The following is a 23572-nucleotide window of genomic DNA, read 5'->3' as shown; positions in this document are numbered from 1 at the left end:
ACCGTAAGCGACATCATCTTTAGGAGTGTGTATGAATCTCACCATCAGTGGACATCATCTCGAAGTGACCCCAGCCATTCGCGAATATGTGCAGAACAAGCTGGAGCGCATCAAACGCCACTTCGATCAAGTGATTGATATTGCTGTCATCCTGACCGTAGATAACCTCACCGAGAAAGAGAAGCGCCAGAAGGCAGAGATCAATTTGCGCATGTCCGGCAAGACCGTGTATGTGGAGAGCCTGTCGCAAGACCTGTACGCCGCCATCGACACCCTGATCGACAAGCTTGATCGTCAGGTCATGAAATACAAATCCAAAGTTCAGGAACACGGCCACGATGCGATCAAGCATCTGCCGGACACCTTCGAACCCGCCGCCACCGCATAAGACGGTCCCGGCTTGAGAAAACAAAGGGCGCATCTGGCGCCCTTTTTTGCGGCCCTACGTCGCGTACTTTTCGTCTAAACCGTATAAATGGTATAAACCGTATGCGTGCTGGGGGTCAGTTCTGCGGCGCGCTGCGCGCCATGCACTCGGCGAACAGCGCCATATCGATATTGCCACCGCTGACGATCACGCCCACTTTTTTGCCGCGGATATCGACCACCCCGTTCATGGCCGCAGCGGCGGCCAGCGCACCGGCGCCTTCCACCACCATCTTCATGCGCTCGGCGAAGAAACGGATCTGGCTGCGCAGCTGGTCGTCGTTGACGGTGACGATGTCGCGCACGTGGGTCTGCAGGATGGGCAGCACCAGCTTGCCGATGTGCTGGGTCTGGGCGCCGTCGGCGATGGTGTCGGGCACCTCGATGTGGACGATCTGGCCGCTGCGCAGCGAACGCTGGGCGTCGTTGCCCGCCTCCGGCTCGACGCCGATCACGGCGCAGCGCGGCGACAGCGTGGCCGCCGCCAGCGCGCTGCCCGACAGCAGGCCGCCGCCGCCCGTGCTCACGAACAGGTAATCGAGTTCGCCCACGCTGTCGAACAGTTCCTTGGCGGCCGTGCCCTGGCCGGCGATCACGTGCGCGTGGTCGTAGGCGGGGATCACGGCCAGGCCGCGTTCCTGGCCCAGGCGGGCGGCGATCACTTCGCGGTCTTCCGTCTTGCGGTCGTACAGGATGATCTCGGCGCCGTATTCGCGGGTGGCGGCCAGCTTCATGGCCGGCGCGTCGGTTGGCATGACGATGGTGACCGGCACCCCCAGCATGCGTGCGGCCAGGGCCATGCCCTGGGCGTGGTTGCCCGATGAGAAGGCGACCACGCCGCGGCGCCGCTGCTCCTCGTCCAGGCAGCTGATGGCGTTGTAGGCGCCGCGGAACTTGAAGGCGCCCACGCGCTGGAAATTCTCGCACTTGAAGTACAGCTGCGCGCCGCTGCGTTCGTCGGCCTGGCGCGAAGTCAGCACCGGGGTAGGGTGCGCCACGCCGGCCAGCCGTTGCGCGGCCGCCGCGATGTCGGCGTACTGCACGGCGAGGGTCGATTGTGTCATGGGGGAGTCCTTTCGGTGGGTATCGAGGCAAGCGGGCAGTGTGCCAGCATTCGGCGCCACTGTCCAAACGCCTGCTTGAAACCATACATGCACATAATATATAATTTGGTATAATGTTTGCCATGACGGATAGCGGGAGTGGGGGAGTACAGATGGACAATGCGAGCATCGATATCGACAGCCTGCGGGCCTCGGCCGGGCAGGCCAGCAGCCTGCTCAAGGCGCTGGCCAATCCGGACCGGCTGCTGCTGCTGTGCCAGATGACGCAGGACGAATACAGCGTGGGCAAGCTGGAGGAACTGACGGGCATCCGCCAGCCCACGCTGTCGCAGCAGTTGACGGTGCTGCGCCAGGAAGAGCTGGTGAGCACGCGGCGCGAAGGCAAGCAGATTTTCTACCGGATCGCCAGCCCGGCCGCGCTGGCCGTGCTGCAGGTGCTGTACCAGCAATTTTGTAACGACGGCAAAGGAGCCCAGTAATGACCATCGCCTGGAACGTATTTACGCCGTGGGGCGCGCTGCTCGGCGGCGCGCTGATCGGCCTGTCGGCAGCCTTGCTGCTGCTGTTTAACGGCCGCATCGCCGGCATCGCCGGCATCGCGGGCGGCTTGCTGCGCCCGCGCGCGGGCGACATCGGCTGGCGCGTGGCGTTCGTGCTGGGGCTGGTGGGCGCACCCCTGGTCTATGGCCTGGTGGCGGGCCTGCCATCGGTCCAGATTGATGCCGGCAGCGGCACCCTGATCGCGGCCGGCCTGCTGGTGGGCTTCGGCACCCGCTATGGTTCCGGCTGCACCAGCGGCCATGGCGTGTGCGGCCTGTCGCGCCTGTCGCCGCGCTCGATGGTGGCCACGGCCACCTTCATGGCGGCTGGCTTCGTCACCGTCTACCTCGCGCGCCACGTGTTCGGATAAGGAGAACCGCATGACCATCGTAATCGCATTGCTGGCCGGCCTGATCTTCGGCATCGGCCTGATCGTGTCGGGCATGAGCAATCCGGCCAAGGTGCTGGGCTTTCTCGACCTGGGCGGCAGCTGGGATCCGTCGCTGGCCCTCGTGATGGCCGGCGCCATCGCCGTCGGCGTGCTGGCCTTCCGCTATGCCGGCACCCGGCCAGCTACCCTGCTGGGTGTGGCCATGAGCCTGCCCGGCACCCGCGTGATCGACCGCCGCCTGGTGCTGGGCGCGCTGATCTTCGGCGCCGGCTGGGGCCTGGCCGGCTTCTGCCCCGGCCCTGCGCTGGCCTCGCTCACCACGGGCGGCGCCAAGGCGTTGCTGTTCACGGGCGCCATGGTGGCCGGCATGGGACTGTTCGAGCTGCTGGAGCGGCGCTGAGCATCGATGCTGGACAGGTGGCGGACGTGAAGGCTGGCGGTGCGCGCAGCGCGGGCAGGGCGCGTTAGAATAGGCGCTTCATCATTTTCCGCAACTTGCCATGAGCGAATTCGTCCAGACCAGTGTCAGCAACCGTACCGGCTTTCTCACCCTCGACCGTCCCAAGGCGCTCAATTCCCTGTCGCTGGCCATGGTGCGCGACCTGACGGCCGCCCTGCTGGCCTGGCGCGACGACGCCGGCGTCGACGCGGTGGTCATCCGCAGCACCAGCGAGAAGGCGTTTTGCGCCGGCGGCGACATCCGCTTCTTCTACGACGTGGGCCGCGCCGGCCCGCAGGGCGGCAGCGCGCTGCTGGAAGACTTCTTCACGGAAGAATACGCGCTCAACCACCTGATCCACTACTACCCCAAGCCCTATATCGCCCTGATGGATGGCGTGGTGATGGGCGGCGGCATGGGCGTGGCCCAGGGCGGACCCGATTGCAGGGTGCGCATCGTCACCGAGCGCACCAGGATGGCCATGCCGGAAGTGAACATCGGCCTGTTCCCGGACGTGGGCGGCAGCTACTTCCTGTCGCGCGCGCCCGGCCAGCTGGGCAACTACCTGGGCCTGACCGGCCTGACCATAGGCGCGGCCGACGCGCTGTACCTGGGCCTGGCCGACCACTTCGTGCCGGCGGCGCAGATGCCGGCGCTGGCGGCCCTGGTCGAGGCCACGCCGGGCGCCCGGCTGCGCGAGGCCATCGCCGCCTTCGCGGCCCCGCTGCGGGCCGACGCGGGCCAGGCCATGCTGCAGGCGCAGCGGGCCCTGATCGACCGCCATTTCGCTGCGCCCTCGGTGGCCGCCATCATGGCCTCGCTGGCGCAGGATGCCGATCCGTTCGCGCAGAAGGCGCTGGCCGCCATGCAGACCCGTTCGCCGCTGATGATGGCCGTCACCCATGAGCTGCTCAAGCGCGGCGCCGCGCTGGACGTGGCCGACTGCCTGCGCATGGAGCGCACCCTGGTGCGCCACAATTTCGAGGATGGCGAAGTGCTCGAAGGCGTGCGCGCGCTGGTGATCGACAAGGACAATGCCCCCAAGTGGCAGCCGGCCGCGCTGGCCGACGTGACCCCGGAGATGGTGGCGCGCTTCTTCGCCCCCGTATGGCCGGACTACGCCCATCCGCTGCGCCACCTGGATTGACGCGGTGACGGTGGCGCTGGACCGGATCGACATCGAGATCCTCAACCTGCTGCAGGAGGATGCCTCCATCCCGCTGCGCCGGCTGGCCGAGCGGGTGTACTCCTCGCCGGCCACCTGCCAGCGCCGCATCGCCCAGCTGCGCGCCTCCGGCATCCTGGTCAAGGATGTGGCGCTGGTGGACCGGGTGCGCGTGGGCCGGCCGCTGACGGCCTTCGTCACCGTGCAGCTGGAACAGCAGAACACGTCGCTGCTGAAGCTGTTCGAAGCGCTGATGCGGCAGGAGCCGGACGTGATGGCCTGCTACGAGGTGGCCGGCGAATTCGACTTCATGCTGGTGGTGACGGCCGTCTCGATGGAGGCGTTCCAGGCCTTCACGCGGCGCGTGTTCACCTCCAATAACAACGTCAGCAACTACAAAAGCCTGCTGGCCATGAACTGCGCCAAGTTCGAAACCAAGGTGCCGTTGTAGGTAGTCAGCGGCGGCGCGGCCGGATGCAACAATGTCTCATTTGCGGGCCGATTTTGAAATGCCGTATCGGCGCCGCTTCGTATCATGGATGCCTCTGAACTCTTACGGGAAGCAGCATCATGATCGATCACGTCTCCATCGGCACGCGCGAACTGGCGCGCGCCGCCAACTTCTACAGCGCCTGTTTCGCGCCGCTCGGTTACACCATGCAGCACCAGGACAGCGGCCAGGTGATCTACGGCGCCGACGGCGCGTGGAGTTTCTGCCTCTACCCGGCCACGGGCGAGGGCGCGCTGGCGGGCCAGCGCAGCCACGTCGCCATCGCCGCGCCCAGCCGCCAGGCGGCGCAGGGCTTCCACCAGGCGGCCAGCGCGCTGGGCGCCACCACGCTGCGCGCGCCGGGCCCGCGGCCCGACATCAACGAGCGCTATTACGGCACCATGATCGTCGATCCGGACGGTCACACCATCGAGGTGGTGCACTGGGGCGTGCCGGCGGTCTGAGTGGCGTCATGCGCATGCACGCGCGGCGTGGCGCTGCCGGTACTGGCTGGGACTCACTGCCAGCCGGCGCAGGAACACGCGGCGCAGGTTCTGCTCGTCGCCGTGGCCGGTGGTGGCAGCGATCCGCTTCAGGGGCTGGTCGGTTTGCTCGAGCAGCCGGCAGGCCGCTTCGATGCGCATGGCTTCCACCGTCCTGGCGGGCGTGCGGCCCAGCTTGGCCGCATAGGTACGGGCGAAGGTGCGCGGCGCCATGCCGGCCCGCTCGGCCAGCCGTTCCACCCGCAGGTCGGCGGCCAGGTTGTCGGCGATCCACGCATGCAGTCCGGTGAAGCGTTCACCTTCCTGCGTCTGCGCCGCCAGCGGGGTGCTGAACTGCGACTGGCCGCCGGCGCGCTTCATGAATACGACCAGCTGGCGCGCCGTTTCCATCGCCACCTTGTGGCCATAGTCTTGCTCGATCAGGGCCAGCGTCAGGTCGATGCCGGCCGTGACGCCGGCCGAGGTCCACAGCGATCCGTCCTGGATGTAGATCCGGTCCGCATCGATGTGTACCGCCGGATGCAGGGCGGCCAGGCGCTCCACCCATTCCCAGTGCGTGGTCACGCGCTTGCCGTCCAGTTGGCCGGCCGCGGCCAGCAGGAAGGCGCCGGTGCAGACGGAGCACAGCCGCCGCACGGTGGGTGCCCGCTGCCGCACCCACGCGACCAGCGGCGGCGGCGCATGGTATTGCTGGCCCTTGCAACCACCCGGCGCGATGATGGTGTCGATCGCCACGCCGTCCAGTGCCGACAGGGGCACCGTCATCACCTGCAGGCCGGCGCTGGTGGTCACCAGGCCGCCATCGGCCGACGCCACGGTGATCTCGTACAGGGCCGGGCCGGTGCCGGAACAGCGGCGGCTGGCCGTGGCCAACGCCTGCACGGGGCCGGTCAGGTCGAGCAGGTTCATGTTCTCGTGCGCGAGCACGACGATGTGGCAAGGAGGCTGGGCTGGCATGGGAGGCGGTGCGCTGTCCGTGACGGGAAATAGCGCCATCATCCCAGAGTTGGCGCCGCCGCTCAATCGTGGAAGTCGGGATATTCCAGCAGCAGGGCCACGCCGTAGGCATTGGTGCGGCCGTACAGGCTGGCGATGCCGGCCAGGGCCTGGTCGATCGCCTTGCCCGCTGGCGTTGCCGCTGGCAGGGCCAGCATGCGGTCCAGGCTGGCCGCGTCGCCAATGGCGCGATCCGGGATCACCCGCAGGCCGTGTCTGGTGCGAAATGGCGCGCCGTCGTCGGCCACCAGCCAGGCATGGCTGCGCCCCGTGCTCGACCAGGCGTCCACCGTCAGCGCCAGCGTGACTTCGTCCACCCCGGCGGCGGCGCGGATGCCCAGCGCATCGTCGTGGTGGAACCAGCCGTTGGTGTAGACGGTGGTGGCCAGCGCCGTCAGGTTATGGCCGAACCGGGGCTGGAAGGCGCCGCTGTCGTGGCGCGGACTCCAGTCGGCGACGGCCAGTTCCTGCGCCAGCGCGGTGGCCCGCTCGCGGCCTGCAATCGCCTCCACCAGCGCGATCGAGGTGGGGATGGCGGCGCTCACGCCAGCGCTCGACACCCAGTTGCGGTCGGCCACGTAGCGGGCGTTCCTGACCCACCGTATCGACGATTGCCGCTCCATGCGGTCCTGTTCCGACGACCAGTGCGCCGTCGCATGGTGGCCGTCCATCACGCCGCTCCTGGCCACGATCTGCGCGCCGTTGCAGATGCTGACGATGGTTGCCCCTTTTGCCGCCTGCTGTGCGATCCAGGTCCGTAACGCCGGCGTGTCGCGGGTGGCCGGCACGATGACGTAATCGGCGCCGTCCGGAAAGCGCGCGTCGAAGCGGGTGATGGTGGTCTCGGCCTCGATGCGGAAGCCGGGTTTGCCCATGTCGGTGGTGGTGCTGAGCGGTCCCTCGTCGGTCGACAACGCCAGCACGTCGGCCACGCCGGCCTGCTTGAGTATCCCGTACGGCACGAGGTAATCGCTCAGCTCCGCGCTGCGGTTGTCGCCGACCACGGCCACCAGCGGCTGGCTGCGTCCGAAGCGGGCGTGGTAGGGCGCGATCATGCCGTCCTGCGCATTGAGCTGGGAAGCGTTGGCGTCGATGGCGGCGGGGCCGCTGGCGCATCCGGCCAGCAGGAGGGCGGCGCCGCACAGGGCGGCGGCGAGCGTGTGTTTGGCAATGCGCATGGGAATACTCCGGGCCAGGGTGACGGGATGAGCGTCAGTATCTGGCAGGCGGAGTGTGCAAAAAAGACAAAAAACAGTCAAATCCTGCCAGTTGGTGGCAGGAATTTACGACTGTTCGCGGTGGCGCAACACCACGCGCTCGGTGGGGTGGAAGTAGGCGGCCAGCCGTTCGGCCATGTAGACCGAGCGGTGCTGGCCGCCGGTGCAGCCCAGCGCCACGGTCAGGTAGCTGCGGTTGTCGGTCTTGAACGAAGGCAGCCACTTCTCGATGAAGTTGCGGATGTCGTTGAGCAGGTCGGCCGCGCTGGGCTGGGCGTCCAGGAAGGCGATCACGGGCGCGTCGCGCCCCGTCAGCGGGCGCAGGGCCAGGTCGTAATAAGGGTTGGGCAGGGCGCGCACGTCGAACACGAAGTCCGCGTCCAGCGGCACGCCGACCTTGAAGGCGAACGATTCGAAAAACAGCGTCAGCGGCGCCCGCTCGATGGCCACCAGGTCCTTGATCCAGGCGCGCAGCTTGTTGGCGCTCATCTCGGACGTGTCGATCACGTGGCCCAGCTGCTCGATGGCCGACAGCCGTTCCCGTTCCTCGGTGATGCATTCGATCAGGGTGCGGCGCGAGGCCGGGTTCTGGCCTGGCCGCATTTCGTGCGACAGCGGGTGGCTGCGCCGGGTTTCGGAAAAACGGGCCACCAGCGAGTGGGTGGTGGCGGTCAGGAACATGACCTTGACGTCGTGGCCGGCCTCGCGCAGTTGCTTGACGTCGGCCGGCAGCGTGGCCAGCGACTCGGCGCTGCGGGCGTCCACCGCCACGGCCAGCGCTTCCGTGCCCTCGTTGAGCAGCGTGCTGACCAGGCTCGAGAGCAGGGCCGGGGGCAGGTTGTCCACGCAATAGTAGCCCGTGTCCTCCAGGACGTTGAGGGCCACGGACTTGCCGGAGCCGGAAATGCCGGTGATTAGTACGATGCGCATGGGGAGATGATAGCGGAAGGCGTCAATCCCCGCTCATGGCTTGACGTTGGTGGAGCAGGGAATTCGCGCGGCATGCCGCGCGCCTGCGTAACGGTTGCGCCATGCATGGCGCGACTCCTTGGCAACATTCAGTCTCCGCTCATCGCCTGTCGTTGCCTTTCCATGAACTCCTGCAGCGTGTCGATGCCGCGCAGTTGCAAGATGGTGTTGCGTACGGCCGCTTCCAGCAGCACGGCGATGTTGCGGCCGGCCGCCACAGGAATGACAACCTTGCGGATCGGTAGCCCCAGCACGTCCTCCGTGGGGAACTGGAACGGCAGCCGTTCCACTTCCTCTTCCAGCGCGCTGCGGCGCACCAGGTGCACGATCAGCTTGAGGCGCATCTTGCGCCGCACGGCCGTCTCGCCGAAGATGGCCTTGATGTCGAGCAGGCCCAGGCCCCGCACTTCCAGCAGGTTCTGCAGCAGGGCCGGGCAGCGGCCTTCGATCATGTTGGGCGCGATGCGCGAGAATTCCACCGCGTCGTCGGCCACCAGGCCGTGGCTGCGCGAAATCAGTTCCAGGCCCAGCTCGCTCTTGCCCAGGCCCGAGTCGCCCGTGATCAGCACCCCCACGCCCAGCACGTCCATGAACACGCCGTGCATGATGATGCGCTGGGCCAGCTTCTTGGACAGGTAGACGCGCAGGAAGTCGATCACCTGCGCCGCCGGCAGCGGGGTGGAGAACAGGGGAATGTTCTTTTCGTCGCAGATGGCGAGAATGTCGGGCGGCGTTTCCAGGCCCTGGGCGATGATCAGGGCCGGCGGGCCGCCCGCGATCAGCTCGCCGATCACATGGGTGCGGGTGAGCGATTTGAGACGCTGGTAGTAGTTGATTTCCTGGTGGCCGAATACCTGGATGCGGCCCGGGTGGATGGTGTTCAGGTGGCCCACCTGATCGGCGGCGGAAGCGACGTCGCCCGAGATCAGGCGTTCGCCACCGGGGAAGCCGGCAAACCAGCCGAGCTGCAAACTTTCGCGATTGTCGTCGTACAGCCTTTGTATCGTCAGCGGGGTTTGCAGCATGGGCGGTCTTTGCAAGAATGATAGGCAGCGTCTAGTTTAGCATGGCCGCCCGGCCCCGCCGAAGATCAGCCCGCCGCTTGCAGGCTTGGTTGCCAGTTGATGATGCGCGCGTGGACGGATTTGGGATCGGGATCCGTCGTCAGCGCCGTGCGGAACGCGTCGTCGGAGAACATTTCCGCGATCTCGGACAGGATCTCCAGGTGCTGCTGGGTCACGTGGTCGGGAATGAGCAGGAAGAACAGCAGGTTGACGGGCTTGCCGTCGGGCGATTCGAACGGGATTGGTTCAGCCAGGCGCACAAAGGCCGCCAGCGGCGACTTGAGGCTCTTCATTCCCTTGATGCGGCCGTGCGGCACGGCCACGCCATGGCCCAGGCCGGTGGAGCCCAGGCGTTCGCGCGCAAACAGATTGTCCGAGACGGTGGAGCGGGCGATGCCGCAGTTGTTCTCGAAAATCAGGCCGGCCTGTTCGAAGGCGCGCTTCTTGCTCGACACTTCCAGGTCGAGCAGGACGTTTTCAAGAGAAAGTATTTTGCTGAGGTTGTTCATAACGCGACATGAAATGGTGCAACGCACAAAGGTGGCTTGCGAGCAGAATTATAGGCTGGTTTCTGCGCCGTGTAACATGAATTCGCTTGCGCTGGCCGTCCCGGAGCGTCCGCCACGAGGCGCGCAGGGGTGGTCTTGGCATTGTAAAAAATGCACTGGGGTAAGCATTTGCCATTTCCATTCAGAAAATCCGGAAAAAGCCGGCTTTTTGCCAGGCCGCGGGGCCGTTTTTCCGATTTTTTCCTGTTTTCAATAAAGCGGCCGGAATTGATGAGCGCGTGGTCACGGCACTCGTCATGTTTCTATCATACGCCGATGCTTTATTGTCCCATTGAAAATTATATTACTTTCGCCGGCCGCGTGCGCGCCGCGCCACGGCCTGTGCGCACGTCCTTGCGCCAGCGCAAATGTCGGGCGGCGGACGATGCGCGCCGGCAGCGATCGGCGCGCCAGGCTCGCCGGCGCTTATGGGTGCTTATTGGTGCTTCAGGCTGCATGGCGCGCACTGGTGCTCACTGGCGCGCGCCGCGCAGATTGGGCGGGCGCTGGGCACTGCTGAAGTTGCTGCGCCAGGGATTGATGTCCAGTCCGCCGCGCCGCGTGTAGCGCGCGTACACGGCCAGCTGCTGGGGCGCGCACTGGCGCAGGATGTCGGTGAAGATGCGTTCCACGCACTGCTCGTGGAATTCGTTGTGGTCGCGGAAGCCGATCAGGTATTTGAGCAAGCTTTCCTGGTCGATCTGGGGGCCGCAGTAATGGATCTGCACGCTGGCCCAGTCCGGCTGACCCGTCACCAGGCAGTTCGACTTGAGCAGGTGGGACACCAGCGTTTCCTCCACTGGCAGCTGGTCGCGATTCGCCTTGAGCAATTCCGGCGCGGGGCGGTAGTTGTCGATTTCCACATCCAGCCGGTCCAGCAGCACGCCGTCCAGCTCGCCCATGGCGATGGTGGAGAAAGCGTCCGGCAAGGTCAACGTCACATGCACGTTGGCGCCGAAACCGGCCGACAGGTCTTGCTGCAGCAGGGCCTTGAGCGCGTCCGGGCTGTCGAGGCGGGTCTGGTTGAACGAGTTCAGGTACAGCTTGAACGACTTGGACTCGATGATGTTGGGCGAATCGGCCGGCACCGTGAAGCGGGCGATGGCCACCTGCGGCTTGCCCCGCTGGTTCAGCCACGACAGTTCATAGGCGTTCCAGATATCGACCCCGAAGAAGGGCAGCGTACCCTGCAGGCCCAGCTCATCGCGCTTGCCCTTGCGCGGGATGGGGAACAGCAGTTCGGGCGCGTAATCGGTGCGGTAGGCGGAAGTCTTGCCTAACGGCGACAGGTCGGCAAGGTCGGCGGTATTGGTCATGGCGGTGAGGAAGTCGATGTGCAAAGGCGCATGGTAGCGCATTCGCGCAAGCAAAGGGGGCCAGTGTCCTGGCCCCCTTTGCACTGGCCCCCTTTGCAGCAGGGCTTAGCCCAGGAACAGCTTGTAGACGGGGTTGGCCGTCTCGTCCCAGTAGCGGTAGCCCAGCGTGGTGAGGAAGCGGGCGAAATCGCCCATTTCCTCGGGCGGCACTTGCAGGCCGATCAGGATGCGGCCCACGTCGCCACCCTGGCTGCGGTAGTGGCACAGCGAGATGTTCCAGTTCGGCGCCATGCTGTCGAGGAAACGCATCAGCGCGCCGGGCCGCTCGGGGAACTCGAAGCGGTACAGGATCTCGTCCTGCGCCAGGCTGCTCTTGCCGCCCACCAGGTGGCGGATGTGGGCCTTGGCCAGTTCGTCATGCGTCAAGTCCAGCGCGCGGAAGTCGTTCTGTTCGAACTTGCGGGCCATGGCGCCGGACTCGCTGCGGTCGGCGATCTGGATGCCGACGAACACGTGGGCCTGGTCCTCGTCGCTGATGCGGTAGTTGAACTCGGTCACGTTGCGCGGACCGATCAGCGAGCAGAAGCGCTTGAAGCTGCCGCGCTGTTCCGGCATCGTCACGGCGAATACGGCTTCGCGCGATTCGCCCAGCTCGGCCCGCTCGGCCACGAAGCGCAGCCGGTCGAAGTTCATGTTGGCGCCGCTGGCCACGGTGATCAGGGTGACGTTCTCGATCGGGTCCTTGGTCAGGGCCGCCCGCTCCACGTAAGCCTTGGCGCCGGCGATGGCCAGCGCGCCGGACGGCTCGAGGATGCTGCGCGTGTCCGTAAACACGTCCTTGATGGCGGCGCAGATGGCGTCCGTGTCGACCAGGATCACGTCGTCCACGAACTGCTGGCACAACCGGAACGTTTCCTCGCCGGCCAGGCGCACGGCCGTGCCGTCGGCGAACAGGCCCACGTCGGCCAGCGTGACGCGCTCGCCCGCTTTCAGGCTGCGGGCCATGGCGTCCGAGTCCAGGCTCTGCACGCCGATGATCTTGATGTCGGGACGGATCTGCTTGACGTAGGCGGCGATGCCCGAGATCAGCCCGCCGCCGCCGATGGGCACGAAGATGGCGTGGATGGGGCCGGCATGCTGGCGCAGGATTTCCATGCCGATGGTGCCCTGGCCGGCGATCACTTCCGGATCGTCGAACGGGTGCACGAAGGTCAGCTTCTGTTCCTTTTCCAGCTGCAGCGCGTGGTTGTAGGCGTCCGTGTACGACTCGCCGTGCAGCACCACTTCCACCTCCGCGCCGCCGCGGGCCTTGACGGCATCGACCTTGACCAGCGGCGTGGTGGTGGGCATCACGATCACGGCCCGGCAACCCATGCGGGCGGCCGACAGGGCCACGCCCTGGGCGTGGTTGCCGGCCGAGGCGCAAATGACGCCGCGCTTGCGCTGCGCTTCGCTCAGGTGGGCCATCTTGTTGTAGGCACCCCGAATCTTGAAGCTGAACACGCTCTGCATGTCCTCGCGCTTGAAATAAATCTGGTTGGCGTAACGCTGCGACAGCGTGGGGGCCAGTTCCAGCGGGGTTTCGGCGGCGACGTCATAGACGCGGGCGGTCAGGATCTTCTTCAGGTAGTCGATAGTCATAGTCTGCAAACAAAGTGATTCTGGGCCGGGCTGGGGATGCCAGTCCGGTGCGGTCGATGCAAAGACTTGCTCCTATCCGGCGGGTGACCGGGGGCGGCAGTGTGCCGGGCTGGCGCGGGTGGGCGCAGGGCCGGACTGTTCCTTGGTGCTGCTGAACGGGTGAGCTTAATTATAATGGACACCTTTCGCCTCTTTCAAAAACCTGATGATCGCCTCTGCAATTACCTGGCTGCTGCACGTGCTGGCCGCGCCCGAAGTGGGGCTGACCTCCGTCTTCCTCGTCAGTTTTATTTCCGCCACGCTGCTGCCGCTGGGCTCCGAGCCGGCCGTGTTCGCCGTCATCAAGGCCAACGGCGCCCTGTTCGTGCCCGTGGTGGCCGTGGCCACGCTGGGCAATACCCTGGGCGGCATGGTCGATTACTGGATGGGCTACCAGGCCAAGGAAAGCTTTGCGGCCGAGCGCGAAAGCCGCTGGTTCCACTGGCTCGAGCGCTACGGCGCCAAGGCCATGCTGCTGTCCTGGCTGCCCGGCGTGGGCGATCCCCTGTGCACGCTGGCCGGCTGGCTGCGCCTGCCGTTCTGGCCCAGCGTGGCCTATATGGCGCTGGGCAAGCTGGCGCGCTATATTTGCATGACGACGGCCCTGTTGTACGTGCCTGACGGCCTGTGGCACCGGATCGGCGCCCTGTTCGGCTGATTTTTTGCGGCAAACGTCGTTCCGCAAACCTTACATAAGCCTGAATAATGTTCGTTGAAGTGTTGTTAATTTGCGGAAGCGTGCCAACGATTGCCTCGTTTTGCAAATTAATTTCGGCATCGCACGTCACGGATAGCCCTTAGGCCGGCTAAGGCTGTTCCGGCATGGTGCGTCGCAATACGCTAGAATGAACCTTCTGGGTTCAGTTTACACGTCCAATCTCATAATGAATGCCCCTGCACAACTCCAAGCTTTGCTAGCCGAAACGCCCCACGGTCCCGCGCCGACCCGTCTGCGTGAAATCCCCTACAACTATACGTCGTTTTCCGATCGTGAAATCGTCATCCGGCTGTTGGGCGAAGACTCCTGGCGTCTGCTGGACGAGCTGCGCGGCGCGCGCCAGACGGGCCGCTCGGCCCGCATGCTGTACGAAGTGCTGGGCGACATCTGGGTGGTACGGCGCAACCCCTACCTGCAGGACGACATGCTGGACAACCCCAAGCGGCGCCAGGAGCTGATCGACGCCCTGCATCACCGCCTGGCGGAAGTGGACAAGCGCCGCCTGCTGGTCGACACGGCCGAAGCGGGCGAGGCGGCCGACGTGGCCCGCCGCCGCAGCGCCAACGTGGAGCAGCTGCTGAAGGCGGCCGGCAAGGCCGTGGCCGATTTTGGCGAAGAGTTCCGCCAGACCTGGGACTTGCGCAAGCGCGCCACCAAGGTGCTGGGCCGCTACACGGAAAAACACAACATCAAGTTCGACGGCATGTCGCGCGTGGCGCACGTGACGGACGCCACCGACTGGCGCGTGGAATACCCGTTCGTGGTGCTCACGCCCGACACGGAAGACGAGATGGCCGGCCTGGTCAAGGGCTGCATCGAACTGGGGCTGACCATCATCCCGCGCGGCGGCGGCACCGGCTATACGGGCGGCGCCATTCCGCTCACGCCCATGTCGGCCGTCATCAACACGGAAAAGCTGCTCAACATGGGCGCCGTGGAAATGAAGGTGCTGCCGGGCCTGGATCACGAATACGCCACCATCTACACGGGCGCCGGCGTGATCACCAACAAGGTGTCGGAAGCGGCCGAGAAGGCCGGCTTCGTGTTCGCCGTCGACCCCACCTCGGCCCACGCCTCGTGCATCGGCGGCAACATTGCCATGAACGCGGGCGGCAAGAAGGCCGTGCTGTGGGGCACGGCACTGGACAACCTGGCCTCGTGGCGCATGGTGGACCCGAACGGTGACTGGCTGGAAGTGACCCGTATCGAGCACAACCTGTCCAAGATCCACGACGCGCCGGTGGCCAAGTTCAAGCTGGAATGGACCCATCCGAATGCCCGCGGCGAAGCCAAGGGCCAGCCGTTCAAGACGGAAATGCTGGACATCGCCGGCCGCAAGTTCCGCAAGGAAGGCCTGGGCAAGGACGTGACGGACAAGTTCCTGGCCGGCCTGCCCGGCATCCAGAAGGAAGGTTGCGACGGTCTCATCACGTCGGCCCGCTGGATCCTGCACAAGATGCCCAAGCACGCCCGTACCGTGTGCCTGGAATTCTTCGGCCAGGCGCGCGACGCCATCCCGTCCATCGTGGAAATCAAGGATTACCTGGACGGCTTGCCGGCCAAGGGCGAGCAGTACCGCACCATCCGCCTGGCCGGCCTGGAGCACCTCGACGAGCGCTACCTGCGCGCCGTCGGCTACTCCACCAAGTCCAAGCGCGGCGTGCTGCCGAAGATGGCGCTGTTCGGCGACATCGTGGGCGACGACGAGAACGCGGTGGCCCAGGCCGCCTCGGAAGTGGTGCGCCTGGCCAATACCCGCGTCGGTGAAGGCTTCGTGGCCGTCAGCGCCGAAGCGCGCAAGAAATTCTGGCTGGACCGGGCCCGCACGGCCGCCATCGCCAAGCACACCAACGCCTTCAAGATCAATGAAGACGTGGTGATTCCGCTCAACCGCATGGGCGAGTACACGGACGGTATCGAGCGCATCAACATCGAACTGTCGATCAAGAACAAGCTGCAGCTGGCGGCCGAGCTGGCCGAGTTCATTGCGGCCGGTAACCTGCCGGTGGGCAAGAGCGACGACGCCTCCGACGACCGCGTGGGCGACGCGGAAATGCTGGGCGACCGCGCCCAGCAGGCCAGCAACCTGCTCGAGCAGGTCACGGCGCGCTGGACCTTCCTGCTCAAGGAACTGGACCAGCCGCTGGCCGCCGTCACCGGGCAGCTGGCCGCGCTGGGCCTGGAGCGCCTGCTGCCCGTGTTCGCGCAGCGCCTGCAGGACCAGCCCAACGCCACCCTGTTCGACGTGGTGCAGGACCGCACCATCCGCATCACGTGGAAGCAGGAAATCCGCGCTCAGCTGCGCCAGATCTTCAACGGCGCTGCCTTCAAGCTGATCCTGGACGAAGCGACGGCCATCCACCAGCGCGTGCTGCGCGGTCGCGTGTTCGTGGCGCTGCACATGCACGCCGGCGACGGCAACGTGCACACCAACCTGCCCGTCAACTCGGACCACTACGAAATGCTGCAGGATGCGCACCAGGCCGTGGCCCGCATCATGAAGCTGGCCCGTTCCCTGAACGGCGTCATTTCGGGCGAGCACGGCATCGGCATCACCAAGCTGGAATTCCTCACCGAAGATGAAATCGGCGAATTCCGCGACTACAAGCTGCGCATCGACCCCGAAGGCCACTTCAACAAGGGCAAGCTGCTGAACCTGGAAGGCATGGGCGCCGACTTGCGCAATGCCTACACGCCGTCGTTCGGCCTGATGGGCCACGAATCGCTGATCATGCAGCAAAGCGACATCGGCGCCATCGCCAACAGCGTCAAGGACTGCCTGCGCTGCGGCAAGTGCAAGCCCGTGTGCTCGACCCACGTGCCGCGCGCCAACCTGCTGTACTCGCCGCGCGACAAGATCCTGGCCACCTCGTCCCTGATCGAAGCCTTCCTGTACGAAGAGCAGACCCGGCGCGGCATCTCCATCAAGCACTGGGAAGAGTTCGAGGACGTGGCCGACCACTGCACCGTGTGCCACAAGTGCGTCACGCCGTGCCCCGTCAACATCGACTTCGGCGACGTGTCGATGAACATGCGCAACCTGCTGCGCAAGATGGACAAGCGCACCTTCAATCCGGGCAAGGCCGCCTCCATGTTCTTCCTGAACGCGACCGACCCGGCCACCATCAACGCCACCCGCACCACCATGATAGGCTGGGGCTACAAGGCGCAGCGCCTGGGCCATGACCTGCTCAAGAAGTTCGCCAAGAAACAGACCAAGGCGCCGCCGCCGACCGTGGGCAAGCCGCCCGTGCGCGAACAGGTGATCCACTTCATCAACAAGAAGATGCCGGGCAACCTGCCGAAGAAGTCGGCCCGCGCCCTGCTCGACATCGAGGACGACAAGGTCATCCCCATCATCCGCGACCCGCGCAAGACGACGGCCGATACGGAAGCCGTGTTCTACTTCCCCGGCTGCGGTTCCGAGCGTCTGTTCTCGCAAGTGGGCCTGGCCACCCAGGCCATGCTGTGGGAAGTGGGCGTGCAGACCGTGCTGCCGCCGGGCTACCTGTGCTGCGGCTATCCGCAGCGCGGCAGCGGCGAGTACGACAAGGCCGAGAAGATGATGACGGATAACCGCGTGCTGTTCCACCGCATGGCCAACACGCTCAACTATCTGGACATCAAGACCGTGCTGGTCTCGTGCGGCACCTGCTACGACCAGTTGGCCACCTATGAATTCGAGAAGATCTTCCCCGGCTGCCGCATCATGGACATCCACGAATATCTGCTGGAAAAACAGGTCAGGCTGGAAGGGGTGACGGGCACCCGCTATATGTACCACGAGCCGTGCCACAACCCGATGAAGATCCAGGAGTCGACCAAGACCGTCAACGCCCTGATCGCCACCGTGGACAACGTCAAGATCGAAAAGAACGACCGCTGCTGCGGCGAGTCCGGCACGCTGGCCGTGGCCCGTCCCGACATTTCCACGCAAGTGCGCTTCCGCAAGGAAGAGGAAATGGTCAAGGGTTCCGACAAGCTGCGCGCCGACGGTTTCGGCGGCGACGTCAAGATCCTCACCAGCTGCCCATCCTGCCTGCAGGGCCTGTCGCGCTACAATGACGACTCGGGCACGACGGCCGACTACATCGTGGTCGAGATCGCGCGCCACCTGCTGGGCGAGAACTGGATGCCCGACTACGTCAAGCGCGCCAACGACGGCGGCATTGAAAGGGTGTTGGTATGACGACAAGCTGCGAGCTGTGCAAGCTGAACGCCGCGCTGGAAAACAGCACGGCGCCGGCCGGCACGCTGATCTGGCGCGACGCCCAGGTCTCCGTGATCGCCGTGGACGAGCCCGAGTATCCCGGCTTTTGCCGCGTGATCTGGAACAGCCACGTGAAGGAAATGAGCGACCTGCTGCCGCGCGAGCGGCACTGGATCATGGACGTGGTGTGGCAGGTGGAACTGGCCCAGCGCGAAATCATGGTGCCGGAAAAGATCAACCTGGCCAGCTTCGGCAACATGACGCCGCATGTGCACTGGCACGTGATCCCCCGCTACCTGGACGACGCCCATTTCCCCAACCCGACGTGGGCCGCCGCCCAGCGCAGTTCGCTGCCGGAAGTGCTGGCCGCGCGCCGCGCGTTGCTGCCGCAACTGCACGCCGACATCGTCGCCCGTCTGGGCGGCTGAGCGTCCGTACCGCCTGAAAGAGACGAAGCCATGAATCCCGCCACTCCACTGCCGACCGGCCTGACGGTGCACAACAAGTCGCGCATGCTCGACGTCAGCTTTGACGACGGCGCCAGCTTCACCATCCCGTTCGAACTGCTGCGCGTGTATTCGCCGTCGGCTGAAGTGCGGGGGCACGGCCAGGGCCAGGAAGTGCTGCAGCTCGGCAAGCGCGAAGTCGGCATCGCCGCGCTGGACCCGGTGGGCAACTACGCCGTCCAGCCCACCTTTACGGACGGCCACAACACGGGCCTGTACAGCTGGGACTACCTCTACAAGCTGGGCCGCGAGCAAGACCGGCTGTGGGCCGACTACCTGGCCCGGCTGCACGCCTCCGGCTTCGAAGGCGACAGCGGCCGCGAGCCCGGCGCCGCGCTGGCCGCGCCGCCGCCCAAGGCGCACGGCTGCGGCAGCCACCACTAAAACCGGGGTCAATGCCGACTCAAAAATTGGGGACGTAACACAATAAAAATGTGTTACGTCCCCATTTTTCTGTTTGGCTCGCCCAAGTGTTGCCCGATATCGGGTAATGAAAACGTATATACTTTGGCGGTATATTCGACGGAGGCGCCATGTCCAAGGAAGCTGTTTTTACGATGAAGCTGGAGCCTGAACTGCGGGCCGATTTCATGGCTGAGGCAGAGGCGGCGCATCGCCCGGCATCGCAGATCCTGCGCGAGTTGATGCGCGAATTCATACAGCGTCAGCGCGAAGCACGCGAATATGACGAGTTTCTGCGGCGTAAGGTCGAAGCGGGCCGTGCGGAAATGGCGGCGGGAGCAGGCCATGCCAATGATGAGGTCGAAGCTCGGTTTGCTGCGCGTCGCGCCGCCGTCGCGGACCGGAAATGAAGGTAATCTGGACGCCACAAGCGGTACACGACCGCTCCGACGTCTGGGACCATATCGCCGCAGATAGTCCACTTGCCGCCGCCCGCATGGACAGTCTCTTCAGCGCTGCCGCCGACCGGCTGGCGGCACACCCAAAGTTAGGCCGTCCCGGCAAGATCGCGGGCACGCGCGAACTGCTGGCGCATGAACATTACCGGCTCGTTTATGAAATCCATGGCGATGCCGTGTGGGTGCTGACGCTGGTGCATACCGCGCGCCAGTGGCCACCCGTCCACTAGTTCACCGTCCGGCCACGTTGCCGGCACCGGGCCAGACGATAGCCTGGCAAACGATCACTTGCTTGCCATTGTAGGTGGCGGCCGGCGAGCCATGGAGCTGGTAGCCGAGCGCCAGCGCTTCGCTGACGCGGCGGCAGAACGCGGAGTCGTCCGGTCCCGTCAGCAGGCGGTAGATGGGCAGATCATTCGGTGGCAATGCGGATGACGTCATTTCCTGCTTCCTTTCAAGGTTGGTTGGGCGGCGGCTTGCCGTCCGGGTATTTTTGCATGTTTGTACATGATAAATCACACCTGTCACTCAGGTGTGACACCATCGCCCAAATTTATGTTGGCCTCGTAACAAGCCAGTACAATCTGTATTCGCAGCAACGGCGTAAGGCGCAATCCGGCAGGTAACGACAAGACGGAGACGGCATATGTTGGGCTTTTTGGCGGATAAATTCAGCGAAGACGGCTTCATGCCGCACGGGCACTGCTATCTGTGGACGCCCGACCTGCTATGGACTTACGTGCTGTCGGACTCCATGATCGGGCTGGCCTACTACAGCATCCCGGTGGCCATGCTGTACTTCGTGCGCAAGCGCAGCGACCTGCAGTTCTCGTGGATCTTCGTCTGCTTTTCCATCTTCATCTTCGCCTGCGGCACCACCCATTTCCTGTCGATCTGGACCATCTGGCATCCCAATTACTGGCTCGACGCCTTGCTCAAGGCGGCCACGGCCTCCGTATCCGTCGTGACGGCCTTCCTGCTGTGGCCGCTCGTGCCCAGGGCCCTCAAAATTCCCAGCATGCACCAGTTGAACCAGGCCTTGCAGGACCGGGAGCGGGAACTGGCCGAGCGCAAGCGGGTCGAGACGGCCCTGGTGGCCTTGAACGAAAGCCTGGAGCTGCGCGTGGCCGAGCGCACGGCCGAAGTGCTGGCCGCCCAGCGCGAAGTGAACGAGCTGCTGGTCAAGGAGCGGGCCGGGCGCAAGGAGGCCGAGCGCGTCAACCTGATGAAGGATGAATTCCTGCTGACCCTGTCGCATGAACTGCGCACGCCGCTCAATTCCATCTTCGGCTGGACCCAGATCCTCGACAGCAATTGCGGCGACGCGGCCATCGTGCGCAAGGGTATCGAAGTGATCGACCGCAACGTGCGCCTGCAGACCCGGCTCATCGACGAACTGCTGGACCTGTCGTCCATCGTGTCGGGCAAGATCCGGCTCGACATGCAGCCGGTGGCGCTGGCCACCGTGATCGGCGCCGCCGTCGAGTCCATTATGCCGGCTGCCGAGTCGAAGAACATCGCGCTCGAGTGCGTGGCCGACCCGGCCGCGCCCCTCGTCAGCGGCGACCCGGCCCGCCTGCAGCAAGTGCTGTGGAACCTGCTCACCAACGCCGTCAAGTTCACGCCCAGGGATGGCCGGATCACCCTGCAGCTGGAACAGGCCGGCGGCTACATGGTGCTGACCATTACCGACAATGGCGAAGGCATCCCCGACGATTTCCTGCCCTTCGTGTTCGAACGTTTCAGCCAGGCCGACTCGTCCACCCGGCGCCGGCATGGCGGCCTGGGCGTGGGGCTGGCGGTGGCCAAGAACCTGATCGAACTGCATGGCGGCCACATCAGCGTCAGCAGCGCCGGCCCGGGGCGGGGCACCAGCTTCTGTATCAGCCTGCCCATCCGGGTGCGCAACGAGGCCGAGGCGCGCGCCATACGGGCCCGCGCCAGCGAACGGGCCGAGGTCGCCACGGCGCTGCCCATGCTCGACGGGGTGCGGGTGCTGGTGGTGGACGACGAGCCGGACGCCCGCCACGTGCTGCAGCTGATGCTGGAACAGCAGCAGGCCCAGGCCAGTTGCGCCGCCTCGGTCGGGCAGGCGCTGGCGGCGGTGGACGAGGGCGATCCGCATGTCGTCATCTGCGATATCGGCATGCCGGGCCAGGACGGCTACGACTTCATCGCCGCCCTGCGCGCGCGGGGCGACCCGCGGCCCGTGGTGGCGCTGAGCGCGTTCGCCCGCGCGGACGACCGGGTGCGCAGCCTGCAGGCCGGCTTCCAGTCGCACCTGGCCAAGCCGGTGGATCCGGCCGAGCTGTTGTCCGTGGTGGCCAGCCTGGCCGGCCATTACCACTAGTGGACCGATTCTAGCGTTCCAGTCCACTAGCTGCGCGGAAGCCGAGCTGGGGCACGGCTGGCCGGCGCGCGGGCCGTGCGCAGGACCAATCTGCGCCTGCCGCCATGCCCCGCGCCGGCTCCCGGGTCAGGACGGCATGCCGAAGTTGATGGCGGCCGCCAGCCCGCTCACGTTCGCCACACCCACCAGGACGATGGACCCGCCCGGCAAGCTGATGAGCAGGTCGTTGCCCGTGTCCGTCACATATTTGGTCACGAAGGCATCGGCCGTCATCGGTGTCGCGAAGAAGTCGGCGAAATACAGCTTGTCGCCCTCGGCCAGGTGGAAGTCCAGGAGACGGTCATTGCCGTACTGGGGTTCGAACACGAACTTGTCGGCCCCCGAGCCGCCCGTCAGGAGATCGTTGCCCTTGCCGCCGAACAGATAGTCGCCCTCCGTGCCGCCGTCCAGCGTGTCGTTGCCGCTGTCGCCGTACAGATAGTCTATGCCGGCGCCGCCCGACAGCTTGTCGTCGCCAGTGCCGCCGTACAGGGCGTCGGTGCCGCCATAGCCGCTCAGCGTGTCATTGCCGTTGGCGCCTTGCAGTACATCTTCGGCGTTATTGCTCGTGTCCCCGCTCAGGATGTCGTTGCCGTTGCCTCCCACCAGGTTCTTGCCCTTGTCGATGGTCGAGCCCAAAATGGTCAATTCAATATTGCTGGACGATTCCAGGCCTACGCTGTCGTGCACGGTGTAGCTGAGCGTTGCGACCAGCTTCTGGCCGGTCGACATCCAATCGAGTTGGGCCGATGGCGTGATGGTGAGCGCGCTGTTGTTGGATACGATCGTGACGTCGGCGCTCAAGTCCGACAAGGACACCGTCGCCTTGGTGACCGGATTGATCAACGCGCTGCTCGTCGTGTCACTTGCCCAATGGAAGGAAACGCCGCTGACGCCGGACAGCGACAGAACGTCATTCGTATCGGGGTCGGTGACGTAGTCGGGCACGGCCGGAATCAGGATGGTCGAGTTTTCGACCGTCGACAAATTGATCGGTGAAGTGTCCGGCGCGTCGTCGCTGCCGTTGACGTTGACGGTGATGGTTTGCGCGGCCGTGCCGTCCAGCGAATGGACCACCAGCGTATCGGTGGCGTTGCTCCCGTCGGCCAGGGCATTGGTGACGGTCCTGGTGTTGTCGAGCGTATAGCCCCAGGCGCCGCTGTCGGCGTTGAAGCTGAACGTGCCGTAGGTTCCATTCATGCTGGAAGGCAAATGAAATTTCGCTTCGCCCGTGTCGGGGTCGGTCACTTGCAGGGTACCGCCCGCCGTATTGTTGCCGGCGCTGTCTTCCTTGACCAGGTTATCTTCGCTGCTGGAGGCGGTAATGCTGGCCTGGTCGTTGCTGCCGGCGATATTGACGGTGACCTGCGTCTTGGTATGGTCGGCGCTGTAGATATCGAAGCTGTCCGTATGCAAGGTGCCGGCAGCAAATTCGTCGTGCGCATTGTCGGCGGCGTAGTTCCAGTTGCCAGCCTGATCAATGCTGAACTTGCCAAAGGTGCCGGTGACATTGCTCATCGCGACATAGATGCCGGCCGTATCGACATCGCTGATGGACAGCTTGCCGCTGGCGCTAATATCGCTTGCGCTATTCGATTCATTCAGGTTCACATTGGCCGCCCCGAGGATGGCGAGGTCATTGGTTCCGGCAATGCTGACAGTCAGCGTTTGCGTGCTACCGTCGGCGGTCGCGACGAGCAGGCTATCGGTGTAGGTCGTTCCGGCGGCGAATTCGTTGTGGGCCGTGTCTGTAGCGTAGGTCCAGGCGCCGGTGGCATCGATGCCGAACTTGCCGTAGCCGTGGTCGCCAGCGACGTTGTTTTGAGCGACGAAGTCGGCCTGGCTGTCCACGTCGGTGGCGTTCAACTTGCCGCTGGCGTTGATGATGGCATCGGTTTCGTCCATCGCGGCGGTGCTGGTGCCCGTGATGACAGCGGCATCGTTGGTGCCATGGATGGTGACGCTAACCACCTGGGTGGTGCCGTCGGCGGTTGCCACGGTGATGCTGTCGGTGTAGTCGGTGCCGGCCGCAAATTCGTTGTGGGCAGTGTCGGTGGCGTAGGTCCAGGCGCCGGTGGCGT

General features: G+C 65.2%; 24 protein-coding genes. 14 read left to right on the top strand and 10 right to left on the bottom strand.

The features are described 5' to 3' along the window. Positions 1–31: 31 nt before the first annotated feature. On the top strand, positions 32–388 hold the full coding sequence (gene hpf / locus AC3WOS_RS22460) for a ribosome hibernation-promoting factor, HPF/YfiA family (protein WP_182161972.1): 357 nt from the start codon (positions 32–34) through the stop codon (positions 386–388). 115 nt (positions 389–503) lie between these two features. Here the strand turns inward: hpf and AC3WOS_RS22455 are convergent, their stop codons facing one another. Further along, the gene (locus AC3WOS_RS22455; RefSeq protein ID WP_492718695.1) at positions 504–1490 is read right to left on the bottom strand and encodes a threo-3-hydroxy-L-aspartate ammonia-lyase; all 987 of its coding nucleotides are present in this window, start codon (positions 1488–1490) and stop codon (positions 504–506) included. Between the two features lie 152 nt (positions 1491–1642). Between AC3WOS_RS22455 and AC3WOS_RS22450 the strand changes: the two genes are divergently transcribed. The 6 genes from AC3WOS_RS22450 to AC3WOS_RS22425 all read left to right on the top strand — a co-directional run bounded on the left by AC3WOS_RS22450 (position 1643) and on the right by AC3WOS_RS22425 (position 4979). Then, on the top strand, positions 1643–1969 hold the full coding sequence (locus AC3WOS_RS22450) for a metalloregulator ArsR/SmtB family transcription factor (RefSeq protein ID WP_492718694.1): 327 nt from the start codon (positions 1643–1645) through the stop codon (positions 1967–1969). Beyond that, positions 1969–2400 carry a YeeE/YedE family protein gene (locus tag AC3WOS_RS22445; RefSeq protein ID WP_492718692.1) on the top strand — a complete coding sequence of 144 codons (432 nt, stop codon included), beginning with the start codon at positions 1969–1971 and terminating at the stop codon, positions 2398–2400. The genes AC3WOS_RS22450 and AC3WOS_RS22445 overlap by 1 nt, the downstream gene beginning before the upstream one ends. Before the next feature lie 10 nt (positions 2401–2410). After that, a complete protein-coding gene (locus tag AC3WOS_RS22440) occupies positions 2411–2821 on the top strand; it encodes a DUF6691 family protein (RefSeq protein WP_492718691.1) in 411 nt (136 codons plus the stop codon). Positions 2822–2921: 100 nt separating this feature from the next. After that, complete coding sequence (locus AC3WOS_RS22435; protein WP_492718689.1) at positions 2922–4007, top strand: enoyl-CoA hydratase/isomerase family protein; 1086 nt, start codon at positions 2922–2924, stop codon at positions 4005–4007. 10 nt (positions 4008–4017) lie between these two features. Continuing rightward, a complete protein-coding gene (locus AC3WOS_RS22430) occupies positions 4018–4476 on the top strand; it encodes an Lrp/AsnC family transcriptional regulator (protein WP_492718746.1) in 459 nt (152 codons plus the stop codon). 119 nt (positions 4477–4595) lie between these two features. Next, on the top strand, positions 4596–4979 hold the full coding sequence (locus AC3WOS_RS22425; protein ID WP_492718688.1) for a VOC family protein: 384 nt from the start codon (positions 4596–4598) through the stop codon (positions 4977–4979). A 6-nt stretch (positions 4980–4985) separates the two neighbouring features. Here the strand turns inward: AC3WOS_RS22425 and AC3WOS_RS22420 are convergent, their stop codons facing one another. The 7 genes from AC3WOS_RS22420 to ilvA all read right to left on the bottom strand — a co-directional run bounded on the left by AC3WOS_RS22420 (position 4986) and on the right by ilvA (position 12769). After that, entirely contained in the window at positions 4986–5975 is a 990-nt protein-coding gene (locus AC3WOS_RS22420) for a GlxA family transcriptional regulator (protein WP_492718687.1), read from the bottom strand. A gap of 62 nt (positions 5976–6037) precedes the next feature. Then, positions 6038–7192 (bottom strand): DJ-1/PfpI family protein, encoded by a 1155-nt coding sequence (locus AC3WOS_RS22415; RefSeq protein ID WP_492718685.1) that lies wholly within the window; start codon positions 7190–7192, stop codon positions 6038–6040. 105 nt (positions 7193–7297) lie between these two features. Beyond that, positions 7298–8161: an RNase adapter RapZ gene (gene rapZ / locus AC3WOS_RS22410; protein WP_492718684.1), complete on the bottom strand. Its 864-nt coding sequence runs from the start codon at positions 8159–8161 to the stop codon at positions 7298–7300. 128 nt (positions 8162–8289) lie between these two features. After that, positions 8290–9225: an HPr(Ser) kinase/phosphatase gene (gene hprK / locus AC3WOS_RS22405; RefSeq protein ID WP_182151306.1), complete on the bottom strand. Its 936-nt coding sequence runs from the start codon at positions 9223–9225 to the stop codon at positions 8290–8292. Between the two features lie 65 nt (positions 9226–9290). Continuing rightward, entirely contained in the window at positions 9291–9773 is a 483-nt protein-coding gene (locus tag AC3WOS_RS22400) for a PTS sugar transporter subunit IIA (protein WP_492718682.1), read from the bottom strand. 512 nt (positions 9774–10285) lie between these two features. After that, positions 10286–11128 carry an NADPH-dependent 7-cyano-7-deazaguanine reductase QueF gene (gene queF / locus AC3WOS_RS22395; protein WP_492718681.1) on the bottom strand — a complete coding sequence of 281 codons (843 nt, stop codon included), beginning with the start codon at positions 11126–11128 and terminating at the stop codon, positions 10286–10288. 105 nt (positions 11129–11233) lie between these two features. After that, positions 11234–12769 carry a threonine ammonia-lyase, biosynthetic gene (gene ilvA, locus AC3WOS_RS22390; RefSeq protein ID WP_492718744.1) on the bottom strand — a complete coding sequence of 512 codons (1536 nt, stop codon included), beginning with the start codon at positions 12767–12769 and terminating at the stop codon, positions 11234–11236. A 205-nt stretch (positions 12770–12974) separates the two neighbouring features. Between ilvA and AC3WOS_RS22385 the strand changes: the two genes are divergently transcribed. From AC3WOS_RS22385 to AC3WOS_RS22360, 6 genes are all read left to right on the top strand, one after another. Then, positions 12975–13466 (top strand): YqaA family protein, encoded by a 492-nt coding sequence (locus AC3WOS_RS22385; RefSeq protein WP_492718679.1) that lies wholly within the window; start codon positions 12975–12977, stop codon positions 13464–13466. Between the two features lie 226 nt (positions 13467–13692). Then, the gene (locus AC3WOS_RS22380) at positions 13693–17715 is read left to right on the top strand and encodes a DUF3683 domain-containing protein (RefSeq protein ID WP_492718677.1); all 4023 of its coding nucleotides are present in this window, start codon (positions 13693–13695) and stop codon (positions 17713–17715) included. Continuing rightward, positions 17712–18164: an HIT family protein gene (locus AC3WOS_RS22375; RefSeq protein WP_492718676.1), complete on the top strand. Its 453-nt coding sequence runs from the start codon at positions 17712–17714 to the stop codon at positions 18162–18164. Before AC3WOS_RS22380 ends, AC3WOS_RS22375 begins: the two co-directional genes overlap by 4 nt. Before the next feature lie 30 nt (positions 18165–18194). Next, complete coding sequence (locus AC3WOS_RS22370; protein WP_492718674.1) at positions 18195–18626, top strand: gamma-butyrobetaine hydroxylase family protein; 432 nt, start codon at positions 18195–18197, stop codon at positions 18624–18626. Positions 18627–18775: 149 nt separating this feature from the next. Beyond that, on the top strand, positions 18776–19054 hold the full coding sequence (locus AC3WOS_RS22365) for an antitoxin of toxin-antitoxin stability system (protein WP_492718672.1): 279 nt from the start codon (positions 18776–18778) through the stop codon (positions 19052–19054). After that, on the top strand, positions 19051–19332 hold the full coding sequence (locus AC3WOS_RS22360; protein ID WP_492718671.1) for a type II toxin-antitoxin system RelE/ParE family toxin: 282 nt from the start codon (positions 19051–19053) through the stop codon (positions 19330–19332). The genes AC3WOS_RS22365 and AC3WOS_RS22360 overlap by 4 nt, the downstream gene beginning before the upstream one ends. Position 19333: 1 nt before the next feature. On the opposite strand, the gene AC3WOS_RS22355 is transcribed toward AC3WOS_RS22360, so the two are convergent. Further along, complete coding sequence (locus AC3WOS_RS22355; RefSeq protein WP_492718669.1) at positions 19334–19543, bottom strand: DUF1737 domain-containing protein; 210 nt, start codon at positions 19541–19543, stop codon at positions 19334–19336. Positions 19544–19748: 205 nt separating this feature from the next. Here AC3WOS_RS22355 and AC3WOS_RS22350 point away from each other — a divergent pair, with 205 nt between their 5' ends. Next, a complete protein-coding gene (locus AC3WOS_RS22350) occupies positions 19749–21452 on the top strand; it encodes an ATP-binding protein (protein ID WP_492718667.1) in 1704 nt (567 codons plus the stop codon). 126 nt (positions 21453–21578) lie between these two features. Here AC3WOS_RS22350 and AC3WOS_RS22345 read toward each other — a convergent pair. Continuing rightward, positions 21579–23572: VCBS domain-containing protein (locus AC3WOS_RS22345; protein WP_492718665.1), on the bottom strand; the 1994-nt coding region annotated here is incomplete at its 5' end.

The sequence above is a fragment of the Rugamonas sp. FW305-51 genome (assembly GCF_058786935.1).
Note: the sequence above shows the minus strand (reverse complement) of the source record. Positions and strands in the feature narration are given on the sequence as shown.